This is a genomic window from Sorangium sp. So ce375, assembly GCF_051473855.1.
Classification (GTDB): Bacteria; Myxococcota_A; Polyangia; order Polyangiales; family Polyangiaceae; genus Sorangium.
The window spans coordinates 11,143,627-11,158,787 of sequence record NZ_CP150335.1; the positions used below are offsets into that span (position 1 = coordinate 11,143,627).

A 15,161-nucleotide genomic window follows, 5' to 3' on the forward strand; every position below is an offset into this window, starting at 1 on the left:
CGGCAAGGCATTGCCCCGAGCCCACCGGATCTGCCACGGCCCCCGCCATCCACGCGCGACCACGCGCGAACGTGACCCGGACCGCCTCGCCGGTCCCCGGCGGAAACGCCGATTCCTCGACCAAATCGAGCAAACCGCATGCCGGGACGGCGCGAACCCCGGTTCGCGGCACCTCACCCTTGACGCGTTCCTGCCCAGGCGCGAATTGAGCGGCCTTCCTGGAGTCTCGATGAGCCATATGGGTGTTACGAACGGGGCCGGCGCCGGAAAGGCAGAGCCGGGGTCGCCGGGTGGGGCCAAGGGCGAGGAAACCGTGGCGGCCCCGCCGCTGGTGCCGTCGCACGTGCTCTCGGGCAAGCGGCTCGTGGTGGTCGGAGGGACCGGCTTCCTCGGCAAGGTCTGGCTGGCCATGCTGCTCGCGAGGTTCCCGGAGATCGGCCACATCTACCTGCTCGTCCGGTCCAAGGAGAGCCAGTCGCCGGAGGAGCGCTTCTGGTCGCAGATCGCGACCTCGCCGGTCTTCGATCCGATCCGCGAGCAGTACCCGGGGCCCGCCTTCGAGGAGTACCTGCGGCAGAAGATCACCCCCATGAACGGCAACGTCGGCCTGCCGCTGCTCGGGCTGGGCGACCGCGTTGGGGAGCTCACCGGCACGATCGCCGCGGTCGTGAACGTGGCCGGCGTCGTCGACTTCAACCCCCCGCTCGACGAGGCGCTCGAGGTCAACGCGTTCGGCATCAGCAACCTCGTCGAGCTCGCGCGGACCCTCGGGGCCAAGGTGATGCACACGAGCACCTGCTTCGTCGCAGGCTACCGCTCCGGGCTCATCGAGGAGAACCACCCGGCCGAGATCCCCTTCCCCCGCGCCGCGGGCGAGACGTGGTTCGGCGCCGCCTGCCCGAAGCGGACCCTCGATCGGTCGCACTGGGATCCGCAGCGCGAGATCAGCGAGTGCCTCGACCTCGTGCAGCAGGCGCGCCAGCGGTGCGAAGACGCCTTCCGGCAGAGCGCCTTCCTCGACGAGGCCAAGGCCAACCTGGCCTCGCGCGGCGAGCCGTGCCGGGGCAGCGCGCTCGACAACGAGCTCGCCAGGGTGAAGCGCAAGTTCATCAAGGACCGGCTCATCGAGGCCGGCAAGGAGCGCGCGCTCTTCTGGGGGTGGACCAACATCTACACCTACACGAAGAGCATCGGCGAGCAGGTCCTCGCGGGCTCGGGGCTGCCCTTCACCATCGTCCGCCCCGCCGTCGTCGAGACCGCCGTCGAGTTCCCGTTCTGCGGCTGGAACGAGGGCGTCAACACCTCGGCGCCCTACCTCTACCTCGCCTCGAAGGGGCAGGTGCAGTTCCCGGGCGACCACGACGTGCGGCTCGACCTCATCCCGGTCGACATGACCGCGAGCGGCATGATCGCCTCGCTCTGCGAGCTCATCGAGGGCCGCGCGCCCGCCGTGTACCAGTACGGCACGACCGACACGAACGGCTGCCGCGTGACCCGCTACCTGGAGCTCGCCGGGCTCTACAAGCGGCGGCAGGTGTTCGAGGGGAAGAAGACCGCGCTCTTCGACATCGTGTCGTCCCGCTTCGAGCCGCGCGGGCTGACCCGGCAGCAGTACGGCGCGCACGGCGCGCGCGCCATCGAGGGCGCGCTCCGCGGCCTGGGAGGCCTGCTCAAGACGGCGAGCATCGGCCCCGCCGCGGCCCTCCTCAAGCCGGCGGCCGCCGCGCTGGAGAGCGCCGCCAAGACGGAGCAGAAGACGGCCACGCTCCTCGAGGTCTTCATGCCGTTCGTCGCGGAGGGCGACTGGATCTACTCCTGCGCCAACACGCGCGCGGCGATGGACCGGATGCCCCCCGAGGAGCGGGCGCGCTTCGTCTGGGCGCCCGAGAAGATCGACTGGCGCGACTACATCTGGAACGTCCACCTCCCCGGCCTGGAGAAGTGGGCCTTCCCGATCCTCGAGGACATGCTCCGCCGGGAGATCAAGCCGCTCCGGCCCTACGACAGCCTTGTCGACCTGCTCGACGAGGTCGCCGAGCGCTTCGATCACGCGCTCTCGGTGCAGCGGTTCGAGCAGGACGGGCTCTCGCGCACGAGCTACCGCGAGCTGCGCGACGCGGCCTGCATGACGGCCGCGCGCCTCGCCGCGCTCGGCGTCCGCCGCGGCGACCGCGTGGCGCTCTCCGGATCGAACCAGCCGGCGTGGCCCGTCGCCTACTTCGGCATCCTCCGCGCGGGCGCCGTCGCCGTCCCGATCGATCCCGGGCTCGACGCGAAGGCGTTCGCGGACGTCCTCCGCTCGTCGACGGCGAAGGTCGTGCTCTGGGACAGCGGCGTCGAGGAGAAGCTCGGCGCCGACGTGCGCGCGGCGCTGCCGAACCTGTACGCCTTCGACATGGTCGGGTTCGCCGAGGGCCAGGTGGCCGACCTGGGCCCGGCGTCCGGCGATGGGCTCGCGCCCCCGGACGTGCGCGTTGGCAGCCAGGACGTCGCGAGCGTCGTCTACACGAGCGGCACGACCGGGGAGCCGAAGGGCGTGCTGCTCACGCACGGCAACTTCACCGCGCTGCTCGCCTCGCTGGCGCCGCTGTTCCCGCTCAAGCCGAGCGACCGCGTGCTCAGCGTGCTGCCGCTCCACCAGACCTTCGAGGCCACCTGCGGCCTGCTCCTGCCGCTGTCGCAGGGCGCGAGGATCATCTACCTCGACGAGATCTCGGCCGATCGGGTGAGCGACGGGCTGAAGAAGGCGCGCGTCACGGCGATGGTCGGCGTGCCGGCGCTCTGGCAGATGCTGGAGCGCCAGATCGTCGCCAGGGTGAAGGAGCAGGGGCCCGCCGCGGCCGCCGCGTTCAGCTGGGCCATGGAGCTGAACCGCATGCTCGGCAAGCGCTTCGGCCTGAACGCGGGGCGGCTGTTCTTCGGCAGCGTCCACGACGCGCTCGGCGGCAACGTCCGCTTCCTCATCTCGGGCGGCGCGGCGCTCCCGAGGGACACGGCCGCGGTGTTCAAGGGGCTCGGCCTGCCGCTCGCCGAGGGCTACGGCCTGACCGAGGCGGCGCCGCTCCTGACCGTCGCCAGACCGTCGCCGGCGGCGAGCCCAGGGAACGTCGGCAAGCCGATCCCTGGCGTGAAGATCAAGATCGCGAACCCGGACGCGAACGGCGTCGGCGAGGTGCTCGCGCGGGGCCCCAACGTCATGAAGGGCTACGCCGACGACCCCGACGCGACCCAGGCGGCGCTCGACGCGGACGGGTGGCTCCGCACGGGCGATCTCGGCAAGCTCGACAAGCAAGGGCGGCTCGTCCTCGTCGGCCGGCAGAGCGAGGTCATCAGCGCGGCGAAGGGCGAGAACCTGTACCCGACCGACATCGAGCGCCTGCTCGGCAAGGTCGAGCACATCAAGGAGCTCGCCATCGTCGGGATCGACAACGGCCGCGGCGGCGAGCAGGTCGCCTGCCTCGCCGTCCCCACGGCGCCGAGCGCGAAGGGCGGCGAGGACGACGAGGCGCTCGCGCGCGCCACGCAGCACGAGCGCGCGCTCGACGCGCTCCGGACGGCGATCCAGGCGCTGCCCAAGCCGTGCCACCCCATGGCCGTGCACCTCCACGACGCCGACCTGCCCCGCACCCCGTCCGGTCAGGTGAAGCGCTCCGAGGTGAAGGCGATCGTCACGCGCCTCGCCGCCGAGGCCGCGTCCAGCGCGACCGCGGCGGCCGTCTCGCACGACGCCGGCTCGGCGGCCGTGGAGCCGAAGGTCCAGGGCCTGGGCGAGCCGCCGATCCACATCCCCCGCCCGGTGGCCGACTTCGCCAAGCACTGGATGAACAAGGTCCAGTCCGGCTTCTACGGGAACGTCATGCGCCCGAAGGTCTACGGGCGCGCGTTCATCCCGCACAACCGCAACACGATCGTCGTCTCGAACCACGCGAGCCACCTCGACATGGGGCTCGTGAAGTTCGCGCTGGGCAGCTACGGGGACGGCATCGTCTCGCTGGCCGCCCAGGACTACTTCTTCGAGGGCAACCGCTGGCGGCGCGCCTACTTCGAGAACCTCACGAACCTGGCGCCCTTCGATCGCAAGGGCGGCCTCCGCACGGCGCTGCGCCAGACCGGCGAGATCCTGGACCGCGGGCGGACCGTGCTGCTCTTCCCCGAGGGCACGCGCAGCCCCGACGGCGGCATCCTCGAGTTCAAGCCGGCGATCGGGCACCTCGCGCTCACGCACAACGTCGACATCCTGCCCCTCTACCTGGGCGGCACCTTCGAGGCGCTCCCCAAGGGGCGCAGCGTCCCGATCCGCCGCGACCTCGTCGCGCGCATCGGGCCGCCGCTCGAGATCGGCGACCTCCGGCGGCTCACCGCCGGGATGAAGTACGCGGTGGCGTGCCGCAAGGTCGCGGAGCTCACGCAGCTCGCCGTCATCAAGCTCAAGGAGGGCAGCGCCCTCGACCTGCGCCGGGTCGAGAGCATCGATCAGGCCGCCACCACCAAGGAGCACCCGCTCACGGTCCTCTTCCGCGAGCTCGAGTCGAAATACGTGGCAGGCCGGGTGACCCAGCCGATCACGTACTACGTCACGCTCGGAACGGAGGAGGAGGCGAAGTGGACGCTGCGGATCGACGCGGCCAGCTGCGAGGCGCGGATCGGTAAGCCAAGCCAGCAGGCGGACTGTGTCCTCAAGACGACGCCCGAGATATTCGCCAAGATCGTCCGCGAGGCCTACACACCGAGCCCGATGGAGTTCATGACGGGCCTCGTGAAATCGAACGACATCTCCCTCCTCCAGACCTTCCAGAAGGTTTTCGACCTCGCATGAGCCGCTATCTCGTCACCGGCGCGACGGGCTTCCTGGGATCGCACCTCGTCACGGCGCTCCGTGGGGAGGGCCACGACGTGGTGGCGCTCTGCCGGGCAGAGGCGCCCGCGCTCGCCGAGCGAGGCGTGGAGCTCCGCCGCGGAGACATCCTCGACGCGGCGTCGGTGCGCGGCGCCGCGGAGGGCTGCGACGGCGTCTTCCACTGCGCCGGGCGCGTCTCGCGGCGCCGCGAGGACGCCGAGGTGCTCTACCGGACCCACGTCGAGGGGACCAAGATCACCCTCGACGCCTGCCGCGACGCGGGGGTGAAGCGCGCGGTGATCGCGAGCACGAGCGGGATCGTCGCGGTCAGCAAGGACGCGAACGACGTCCGCGACGAGGCGGCGCCGACGCCGATCGACCTCATCGCCGGCTGGCCGTACTACCGCTCGAAGCTGTACGCCGAGCGCGCGGCCTTCGATCGCAGCGGGCCCGGCTTCGAGGTCCTCGCCGTCAACCCGAGCATCCTGCTCGGTCCGGGCGACGTCCACGGCGCCTCGACCGGGGACGTCGTGAGCTTCCTCGAGCGCCGGCTCCCGTTCACCCCCGCGGGCGGCCTCTCCTTCGTCGACGCCCGCGACGCGGCGCAGGGCATGGTGCTGGCGATGGACAAGGGCCGCCCGGGCGAGCGCTACCTGCTCGGCGCCGCCAACATGAGCCTGGAGGTCTTTTTCCGCCGCCTCTCGCGCATCTCGGGCGTCCCGGCCCCCGCGCTGCGGCTGCCGCGCAGCATCGCGCTCGCGAAGGCGGGCGCGCACCTCATCGAGCAGGCGCGGAAGCGGCTCCCGTTCGATCTGCCGGTCGATCCGGTGTCGGCCGAGATGGGCCAGCACTTCTGGTACCTCGACGCGACGAAGGCCCGGCGCGAGCTCGGCTGGACGCCGCGCGACCCGCTCGAGACCCTCGCGGACACCGTGGCCGATCTGCGCGCCCGCGGCGTGGTCTGGCCGCAAGCGTAGGCAGCGCGCGGCGCACGCGCGCCGAGCCCGCCCGATCCCCCGTCCGATTCACGCGCCGGCGCGGCTCGCGCGCTACGCCGGCGCGCGGCGTGGCCTGTCGCGCGGAAGCCGGCTCAGACGGCCCGGCGCAGCGGGGTGGGCGGGAACAGGTCCTTCATGTCGAGCGGGAGCTGACCGCGGAACCCCTCGATTTCCCCGGCGGACACGCTGTCCGCGACCGCCTCGCAGATCGCCTGCAGCACGAAACCGGCGGCCTCGCGGTCCATGCGCAGCTCGCGCGCGACGTCGGCCTCGATGGTCGCGGTCGTGATGCGCTTGTCGGGCCCGTCGAGGAACGGCTCGAGCGACGGGTGGAGCTTCGAGGGGAGCTGCGCGACGAGGTGCCGCGCCTCCTGGGAAGTCACCCTGCGGCAGAGGCAGCCGAGGACGATCTGCAGCGCGAGCTCCGCGCGGTCGCGCTGCTGGAGACCCGAGTGGCGCTCGACGGCGTGGATCAGCCGGCCATACGCGCTGTCCGCGCGCGCCTTGCGCCGGGTGAGGGCGCGCACGCGGCCGTGCGAGCGCTCCGGGCGCGCGGTCCCCTCGGGGTGCATCGCGCCTTCCGGCTTGAAGCGGGCGGCCACCTCGAGCTGCGCCTTCACGACGGAGCCAGCGGTCGCCGCGTCGATGACCCCATCGGCGAGCAGATCGTCGAGGGTCACTAGGCCGACGGGCCGCCCTTGCTCGGTCACCGGCACGCGCCGACACGCATGATCGCGCATGGTGCGCACGGCGTCGTCGATCGACGCGTCGAGCTCGAGCGTCGCGATCTCGTCCGACATGATGTCGCGCAGCATCGTGCTGCGCGCGTCGAGGTCGCCTGCCACGACCTCCAGCGCGATGTCGCGGTCGGTCACGATGCCGGCGAGGCGCTGGCCGTCGTGGACCAGGACCGCGCCGACGTGGTTGTCCATCATCGCCCTCACGGCGTCATAAGCGGTCGAGCGCGGGCTAAGAACGATCATTCGCGGGCGTCGGTACTCTTCGAGCGACATGGTGAGTCCCTCCCCTGGGCAGCGTTGGCGCGTGGTTGCGTGCGAACGTCGAAGCCCGGCTAGCCAGAACGGTACCAACCGCGAGGGCGCAGCGTGGCCGACCGGTGGACGCGCGCGAACGCCGCCGCCAGCGGACGAGCGAGGGGCCTGGCGCGCCGTCGGATCGAGCGACGAAGCCGCTCGTCAGTGGCTCGATCCGCGCGCCGCTGGCCCCGCACCGGCACCGCCGCCCGCCTCGATGCCCAGCGCGCGGCGCGCTTGCTGGGGCGCCGGCGCGACAGGCACGAGCCGCACCATCCGGTGCAGGAGCCCGTCGACCCGCTGCAGCCAGCCGCGCCAGGCGGCGTACTGGGCCACCGGGATGGTCGACTGATCGAGGATCACGCGCTCCTTCACGACCACCGCGTTCTTGCCGGGCACCTTCGCGAAGGAGATCGCCGCCCGCCCGAACGCGCCGCCGTTCTCGTCGCCGCCCGGCGGGAGCTCGGCGAACGTGTACCCGGGCGGGGCGGTGATCGTGATCGTCCGGTTGTGGTGCCGCGGCGCGAAGCTCGGCGGCAGCATCACCGGCAGCGTGCGCTTCACGAGCGGCGCGAGCTGCGACGTCATCGTGGACGCGCCAGAGAGCGGCACGGAGAGCTCCGCGCCCTCGCGGCGGGCGAGCCCCTCGGAGCGCGCCTCGTACTCGAGCGTCGCCGCGCCGTGCGGGAGATCGGCCTGGAACGCCACCTTGGGCTTCACGTCGACGGTCGGGAACCAGCCGTACGCGAGGTACTGCTCGACCCACTGCGCGCGCGCGTCGGCCTCCGCCAGGTTCGACCGGAGCTCGAACGCCGCGTCGCCGATGTGCCGCTCCTTCGCCGAGAGATCGCCCGCGCCGGAGGGGAGCAGCGCGATCGTCCACTCGGCGTCGACGCCGTGATCGGCCGGCGAGCTCGCCGGCGTCTCCACGATCTTCGGCGGCCCCTCGTCGACGAACAGCGCGAGCGTGCGCGCGTCCATCGCGGGCAGCGGCCCCAGGCGGCTCTGCGGGCTCGTCGCGTCGAGCCACAGGCCCGGCGCGCCGCCCGCGCCCGGGAGGTACGCGATGCCGTGATCGAACACCGGGATCGCCGCCACCTCGCTCCGGAGCAGCGAGGGCTGAGCCGTGTAGCGCGTCTGCACCAGCACCTCGGTCGCCTCGATGCCGATCGACTTGAGCAGCGTGATGAGCAGCATCGCCTTGTCGTCGCAGTCGCCCTGGCGCCGCGCGAGGAGCTCCTGCGGGCGGTTCGGCAGCCACCACTCGCCGGACACGAAGTTCACGTACCGGATGTCGTCCGCCACGAAGTCGAAGAGCGCCCGCAGCTTGTCCTCGCGCGTGGCCTTGCCCTTGGTGAGCTCCGCGGCGAGCCGGCGGACCTGATCGTCGGGCTCCATGAAGCCGGCGACCGCGCCCCGGTACCACTCGCGGAAGTCGTGCCAGCCGTGGAACGTCGAGCCCACGACGACCGGCAGCACCTCCGCGAGGTGCGGCGCGAGCGGCTCCTCGGGCACCTCGGGCGGGTCGTCCCAGATGTACCGCGTCACCGTGCGGCCATCCTTCTCGGACCGGAGCACCCGCTCCGCCTTGCCGTTCAAGACGTCGATCGCGAGGGGATCGCTCGTCGGCGAGTCGACGACGACCTCGTTGTAGAGGATCGGCCGCGTGTCGGTCGAGCCGACGTAGTCGATGAAGTAGAACGGCGCGTCGCCCCGGCGCCCGACGGGGCCCCCGGTCCACGAGCGCACCGCGACCTCCACCACGTCCCCCGCCTTCAGCTCGGGCCAGCGCACGAACGGCTTCTGCCCCCCCGCGCCCTGCTCGTCCGGCTGCGTCACCGTCCCGTCCTTGCGGTGGACCCGCGCGAACAGGAGCTCGGTGTCCGCCCCCTCGGCGGGGATGTCGCGCTCGTAGAGATCCTGATCGGTGCGCGGCTCGATGACGATCTCGCGCGCGTAGTGCATGAGCTGAGAGACGCGCTTGTCCGGGTGGTACGTCACGACGCGCACCCAGTGGAGCTGCCGGTCGGCCACCTCCCCCTTCTTCGCCGGGGTCTGCCGCCCGCGCGCGAGGAAGACGCCGGGCGCGACGATGTGCTGCTCATCGCGCATGCGCTGCCGGCCCGGCGCGCCGGCCGAGCCCTCGCCGAGGCGGAGCGCGAGCTCGGCCTTGAGGAACGGATCGCCGGGCGTGAGGTCGCGCGCCCGCGCGAGCGCGGCCGTGGCCAGGCGCGACGCGGCGGCCACGGCCTCGGGCCGCGCGCTCGCGCCGCCCTCCCGCACCGCGGCGAGCGCCTGGAACGCGGCGGGCTGGTTCGGCGCGACCTGCGTGGCGTACGACAGCACCTCGCGCGCCCACGCGACGCGGCCCGCGTCGTGGAGCGCGCGGCCGATGCGGATGACGTCGTCGGCCGACGTCTGCTGCGCGAGCGCCCCGGCGGCCGCCACCTCCAGCGCGGCGCCGCCCTCGGGCTCGAACGCGAGCACGTAGGACGCGCCGCGCGACTCGGGCGCGATCTCGGCGAGCCTTCGCGCGGCCCGCAGATCGAGCGCCGGATCCAGCCGGGCCGCGGCCGCGATCTCCTGCCAGACGACGACCGGCGTGCGGTCCTTCTGCTCGCGCTCGACCGCGAGCAGCTCCTCGAGCCCGGCCCGCGTGAGCCCCGCCGCCGCGAGCTTCTTCTTGACGAGCGCCCTGAGGACGCGCGCCTCGGGATCGCGCGCCGCGCGCAGCGGCTCCTCGCGCAGCGCGGCCGCGGCCCAGTCGCCCCGGTCCGAGGCGAGGTGGGCGGCGACGAGCCGGCGCTGCGCGAACGCCGCGGTGGCCCGGTCCTTCTCGGCGAGGCCGCGGGCGCGCGCGGCCTCGAGCCAGCCGCTGCGGTTCGCGCCGAACGGGGAGACCCACCCGGCAAGGGCGAGCGCGTCGGCGGAGATCCCCGGCGCCCGCGTCACGCGGTCGAGCAGCCCGGGCGCGCGGGGCGATCGCTGGTCGTCGGCCCCCCCGAGCGTGCGCGCCACGACGGCCGTGAGGGTCTGATCGAGCGACTGCGCCGCGCCCGCGTCGAGCGCCCTGTCGAGCGCCGTCGGGACGGCGGTCGCGGCGCGCGCGCCCGGGGCCGCGGCCGGCGGCAGCTGGAGCGGCGTGAGGTCCGACGAGGTCGCGAGCGCCACCGGCCTGCGCTCCTCGTCGGTGAAGCGCACGCGGACGCGCCCCTCGTCGGCGATGGCCCCGGTGCACACCTTGAGGGCGAGCAGGTGATCGCCCGCGGGCGCCTCGATCCGCGCGGCGATGCGGTCGAGCACGAGGCGCGCGTGCGCCGCGTCGCTCGCGGCGACGTCGGCGCCGTCCCACAGCAGCCGCACGGCGCCGGTCGCGGCGACGTGGGCGAGGATCGGCTTGCGATCGAGCGCGGCCGGGACGGTGACGCGCGACGCGAGGTACGTGCAGCTCTCGGCGCGAGGATGGATGTAGAGATCGAGCGGCACGCCGCGCGCGGTCGACGCGGCGGGCAGCACCCTGCGCCACGCGACGTCGTACACCCCCCAGGCGTAGCGGGCGCGCATGTCCGAGAAGCGCTGGCCTTCCGCCTCGGGCCCCTCGCGGAGCGCGAGCCCGCCGCCCGAGTTGTCCTGGAACGGGCCGAGGACCGCGAACGCCTTGACGAGCCCGGACGGGTCCGGGGGCGCGTCGTACGAGACGGCGCGCGCGCCGGGCCACGTCGCCGCCGGCGGCTCCGGGGCGAGCGACGCGGCGAGCCAGCGCGCGTCGTCGGCGAGCGGCGAGGAGGACGCCCCGATCTGCGCGAGGCCTTCTCGCGCGCGGCCCTGCGCCGCGCGGTCCGCGAGCGCCGCCGCGATCACGAGCCCGGCGATCGCGTCGTCGCCGCCCCGCCGCGCCCGGGTCAGCGCGGCGCCGAGCATCTCGTCGGGCGTCGCGGCGGTCCACCGCAGCGCCTGCACGATGGGCGCGCGCTTCTCCGGTGCCGGCGCGCCTCCCGCCGCGCCCGCCTTCGCGCCCCCCGCGCGCGGCGCCTGCGCGCTGCCCGCCGCGGCCGCGCTCGCGCCGGCCTTCGCGCCCCCCGCGCGTGGCGCCTGCGCGCTGCCCGCCGCGGCCGCGCTCGCGCCGGCCTTCGCGCCCCCCGCGCGCGGCGCCTGCGCGTAGCCCGCCTCGGGCACGACGGAGATCGCGAGCAGCGCCGCGAGCCACCCGCCCCCGCGGAACGCGCGGGCGTGCGCGCGTGCAGCGCGGCGATCTCGTCCTCGTCGATCCCGTCGATCTCCCCCCGGCGAGCTGCGCTCCATCGATCCTCGCTTCCGGGCCACGGCATAGCGCGGGCCCGATCGCGGCGCGAGCGCGGCGATCGCGTGAGGGCGCGCCTGCGCCGCGCCGGGACACCCTGCGCGAACTTGGCCGGCGAGCTCTCGGCCCCCTACCCTGCTCGCATGCGCCGCGCGTCACGATGGCTGCTCTCGGCGGTGATGGCCCTGACCACGCTCACGGTCTCGCCAGCATCGACCTTCGCCCGCGACACCAAGATCGAATGGAAGAGCGTCGATGTGCCCGCGGGCGAGGGCCAGGCCCAGCGAGCGCGCGCGCTGCGCGGCCTGCTCTCCAGCGCCGCGAAGAAGGCGGACTTCGGCAAGGCGAAGTCGGTGGTGCTGAGCGCGCGCGTCGTCGAGTTCACCTCGGCCACGCGGGGCGACGTCCACCGCGTGAGCTGCACCGTCGTCGGCCGCGTCGTCGGCGGCGCCACCGCCCGCTCGCGCATCTCGTTCGGCGGCAGGCCGAGCGAGCGACAGGCGCTGGAGAAGCAGGTGCTCGCCATGGTCGCGAACGGCGTCGTCGGCCGCCTCGCCGCGATCGTCCGCGCCCGCGCGCACGACTGACGGGCGCGCGGCTGACGGGCGCACGGCTGACGGCCGCGCGGCTGACGGCCGCGCGAGGGAGCCGCCCCGCCTGGCCGCGAGGTCGCGCCGCGCCCGGCTCGACCCTCCGCCGGATCTGGACTACGACGCCCCGCACGCCATGGAACTGGACCGGATGGTGAGCGAGCTCTTCCAAGAGGAAGAGCTCGCTCGCGGCACGGCGAACAAGCTGATCGAGCTGGCGCAGCGCTCCGCGGACGAGGCGATCGCCGAGCGCGCGAGCCTGCTCGCGTTCCTGCGTGGGCCGATGGAGCGACACATGCGCTACGAGGAGACCGCCATCTTCCCGCATTTCCAGTCGCGCGGGCTCGCCGAGGAGGTCCAGGTCGCGCTGAAGCAGCACGCCGCCGTGCGTGAAGCGACCGACGCGCTGGCGAGCGTTGCGCAGGGCGGCGACGTCGCCCGCGTCATCGTCGATGTCGCCCGGTTGCTCCTGCACCATACAAATTTCGAGGGCGACTACATTTATCCAGAGCTCACCCATGACGAGTGGCGCGAGCTGATGAAGCAAACCGTTCCGCATGGCATCTGAGGTGGCACGCAGGAACTCGACACGGATGTTCCCCTCGACGTAGGCTTTTGCCGCCGTGTCTATCGCAGCTGGTCAGGTGCTGAGCGAGCGCTACCGCCTCATCCGACCCGTGGGGCAGGGCGCGCAAGCCGCGGTGTGGGTCGCCGAGCACCTGGCGCTCGGCACGCACGTCGCGGTCAAGCTCATCGATCCGGAGCTCGCGAAGCAAGAGGACGCGCGCGAACGGTTCCGCCGCGAGGCGACGGCCGCTGCGCAGCTCCGCAGCGCCCACGTCGTGCAGATCATCGATCACGGCATCGACGCGGAGCAGCCGTTCATCGTGATGGAGCTGCTCGACGGCGAGGACCTCTTCGATCGGCTCGCGCGCAGGCGCCGCCTCTCGCTCCAGGAGACGTCGAAGATCGTGACGCAGGTCGCGCGCGCGCTCACCCGCGCGCACGGGGCCGGCATCGTGCACCGCGACCTCAAGCCGGAGAATTTTTTCCTCTGCGCGAACGAGGACGATGAGATCGTCAAGATCCTCGACTTCGGCATCGCCAAGGTGAGGGGGCAGGGGAAGCGGGCCGCCCAGCGCACCTCCGTCGGCACGCTCATGGGCACGCCCCACTACATGAGCCCGGAGCAGGTGAAGGGGCTGCGGGAGGTCGACTACCGCGCCGATCTCTGGGCGCTCGGCGTGATCGCCTACCAGTGCGTGACGGGCGAGCTCCCGTTCGACAGCGAGGGGGTCGGCGATCTGCTGATCAAGATCTCGCTCGGCGAGATCCCGGTCCCGTCGAGGGTGAATCCGGAGCTGCCGCCGAGCTTCGACGGGTGGTTCGCGCGCGCCTGCGACCGCGACCCGGCACGGCGCTTCAGCAGCGCGCGCGATCTCGCGGAGTCGCTCGCCCGCGTCGCCGACCTGTCGATCGAGGCCCCGAGCAGCGTGGCCTCGCCGCGGCCTCCGCCGATGCCGCCCCGGGCCTCGCCCACGCGCCCGCCGGCGGCCCCGCCGCGGCCGGCGACGGGCTCGGTGATCCCCAAGGCCCCGCCGCTCCCCCGGGTGGCCGAGCCCGCGGGCGCCGCCTCGACGCGATCGCCCGAGCGAGCATCGGGCGATCCGCTGGTAGACGCTGCTCCGCCGTCGGCGAGGCCGAGCGCGAGGATCCCCGCGCTGCCCAGCGAGCGGCCTGCGACGCCGCCGCGCCTCACCGAGCGCCCGCCGCTCAGCGAGCGCCCGCCGCTGTCCTCTCGGCTCGGCGAGCGATCGCCGACGCCGCCGCGGCCCACCGAGCGATCTGCCGCGCCGCCGCGGCCCACCGAGCGACCCGCCGCGCCGCCGCGGCCCACCGAGCGGCCTCCCGCTCCGCTCGGCGAGCAGCCGCCGACCTCCGCTCAGCTCGGCGAGCGGCCGCTCAGCGAGCGCTCGCCGCTGCCGTCCCGGCTCGGCGATCGATCGCCAACGCCGCCGCAGCGCAGCGACGGCGCTCCGCAGGGGCCGCCGTCGCGTTCCACGGGGACGCCGCTCTCCGCGCAGCCGAGCAGCGCGTCCGCCGTGGCGGTGAGCGGCGGTGTCGAGGCCCCGGCTGGGTCGTCGCCGCTGCCGCTCGCGCCCACCGAGACGCCGCGCAAGGCAGCGGACAGCTCGCCGTCGCTGGTCGATGTCGATATCGAGGAGTTCGACGAGGAGCCGGTCGACACCGAGGTGGACGAGCCCTGGGCAGCGCCGCCGGCGCCGGCGGCGCTCGACCCGCGGGCCGCCGCCGCGCCACCGCCCGAAGCGCACGCGCCCGCGGACCTGGCAGCGCCGGCGCCCGAAGCGCACGCGCCCGCAGCGCCGGCGCCCGAAGCGCACGCGCACGCGGCGCCGGCATCCGAAGCGCACGCGCCCGCGGACCTCGCGGCGCCGCCGCCCGAAGCGCATGCGCCCGCGGCCCCGGCCTCCGGAGCGCGCGCGCCCGCGGACCTGGCAGCGCCGGCACCCGAAGCGCATGCGCCCGCGGACCTCGCGCCTCGGAGTGGTGCGGCCGTCGCTCCGACCGCGCCCGCGGACCCGCCGCCCGCCTCGCGGCCGCTCCGCGCGCTCGACCCAGACGAGGCCGATCCTCAGGCGACGGCGCGCGCCCCCGAGGCGCCGCCGCCGAGCCAGGCGCTGCCGGAGCAGCGTCGCGACGGGATCGGGCGAGCGCAACGCGAGGCGGTCGCGGCCATGGATGGCGCGCCGCCCGCCTCGAGGCCGATCGAGCAGCCGTTCGCGCCCGCCCCGACGCCGCCTGCCCCGGCCCCGCGGGAGCGCGCCGTGCCCTCCGGCCAGGGTCCGGAGCACTGGATGAAGGGCTCGAGCGTGAGCGGGGTCGCCCACGAGGGCGCGTTCCCGGAGTTCGACGCCGGCTCGCGCCGCCGACGGCTCGTTCGCTGGGTCGTGCTCACGCTGATGGCCCTCGGCGGTCTCGTCGTCTGGCAGTACGTGCGCTCGCAGGGCGTGCCGCTGAGCCTACCGACGATGGGGGGCGAGCCCACGCCGACGGTGGAGGGCGAGCCCACGCCGCCGGCGCCCGCGACCGAGCCTGCACCGCCGCAGGATTCAGCGCCTCAGCCCAGCGCCGCTGCGACGGCCGCGCCGGTGGACCTTCCTGCTGCGCAGCCTTCGGCCAGCGCCGCCGCGACGTCGGCGCCGAAGAAGCGGCGCCCACCGCCGCCGCCGCCGAAGAGGCCGCGGAAACAGCCTTCCAAGGTGGACGACCTGACGATCGAGATCCCGACCCCGGCCGAGGAAGCGCCGACCTCACCCGCCGAGTCGCCATCCCCTCAAGCCTCGCCTCCCCAGGAAGAATCGACCCCGCCGGCAGAGTGAA

At 74.1% G+C, this 15,161-nt stretch carries 7 protein-coding genes; 5 read left to right on the forward strand and 2 right to left on the reverse strand.

Annotated features, from left to right (window positions below; translation table 11 throughout):
• Nucleotides 1-238: 238 nt before the first annotated feature.
• Complete coding sequence (locus tag WME90_RS41750) at nucleotides 239-4,816, forward strand: AMP-binding protein (protein ID WP_437277667.1); 4,578 nt, start codon at nucleotides 239-241, stop codon at nucleotides 4,814-4,816.
• Nucleotides 4,813-5,814: an NAD-dependent epimerase/dehydratase family protein gene (locus WME90_RS41755; RefSeq protein WP_437277668.1), complete on the forward strand. Its 1,002-nt coding sequence runs from the start codon at nucleotides 4,813-4,815 to the stop codon at nucleotides 5,812-5,814. The genes WME90_RS41750 and WME90_RS41755 overlap by 4 nt, the downstream gene beginning before the upstream one ends.
• Before the next feature lie 113 nt (nucleotides 5,815-5,927).
• On the opposite strand, the gene WME90_RS41760 is transcribed toward WME90_RS41755, so the two are convergent.
• Nucleotides 5,928-6,848, reverse strand: coding sequence for a DUF2267 domain-containing protein (locus WME90_RS41760; protein ID WP_437277669.1), 921 nt, complete (start codon nucleotides 6,846-6,848; stop codon nucleotides 5,928-5,930).
• A 183-nt stretch (nucleotides 6,849-7,031) separates the two neighbouring features.
• Nucleotides 7,032-11,171 carry a transglutaminase domain-containing protein gene (locus WME90_RS41765; protein WP_437277670.1) on the reverse strand — a complete coding sequence of 1,380 codons (4,140 nt, stop codon included), beginning with the start codon at nucleotides 11,169-11,171 and terminating at the stop codon, nucleotides 7,032-7,034.
• A gap of 141 nt (nucleotides 11,172-11,312) precedes the next feature.
• Here WME90_RS41765 and WME90_RS41770 point away from each other — a divergent pair, with 141 nt between their 5' ends.
• From WME90_RS41770 to WME90_RS41780, 3 genes are all read left to right on the forward strand, one after another.
• Complete coding sequence (locus WME90_RS41770; protein ID WP_437277671.1) at nucleotides 11,313-11,756, forward strand: hypothetical protein; 444 nt, start codon at nucleotides 11,313-11,315, stop codon at nucleotides 11,754-11,756.
• 139 nt (nucleotides 11,757-11,895) lie between these two features.
• On the forward strand, nucleotides 11,896-12,327 hold the full coding sequence (locus WME90_RS41775; RefSeq protein WP_437277672.1) for a hemerythrin domain-containing protein: 432 nt from the start codon (nucleotides 11,896-11,898) through the stop codon (nucleotides 12,325-12,327).
• A gap of 55 nt (nucleotides 12,328-12,382) precedes the next feature.
• Nucleotides 12,383-15,160: a protein kinase domain-containing protein gene (locus tag WME90_RS41780; protein ID WP_437277673.1), complete on the forward strand. Its 2,778-nt coding sequence runs from the start codon at nucleotides 12,383-12,385 to the stop codon at nucleotides 15,158-15,160.
• Nucleotide 15,161: the final 1 nt, after the last annotated feature.

Bases quoted from the DNA above. Each gene is read 5' to 3' on its own strand.
- WME90_RS41750 (WP_437277667.1), top strand. From the start codon at position 239: ATGGGTGTTACGAACGGGGCCGGCGCCGGAAAGGCAGAGCCGGGGTCG.
- WME90_RS41755 (WP_437277668.1), top strand. From the start codon at position 4,813: ATGAGCCGCTATCTCGTCACCGGCGCGACGGGCTTCCTGGGATCGCAC.
- WME90_RS41760 (WP_437277669.1), bottom strand. From the start codon at position 6,848: ATGTCGCTCGAAGAGTACCGACGCCCGCGAATGATCGTTCTTAGCCCG.
- WME90_RS41765 (WP_437277670.1), bottom strand. From the start codon at position 11,171: ATGGAGCGCAGCTCGCCGGGGGGAGATCGACGGGATCGACGAGGACGA.
- WME90_RS41770 (WP_437277671.1), top strand. From the start codon at position 11,313: ATGCGCCGCGCGTCACGATGGCTGCTCTCGGCGGTGATGGCCCTGACC.
- WME90_RS41775 (WP_437277672.1), top strand. From the start codon at position 11,896: ATGGAACTGGACCGGATGGTGAGCGAGCTCTTCCAAGAGGAAGAGCTC.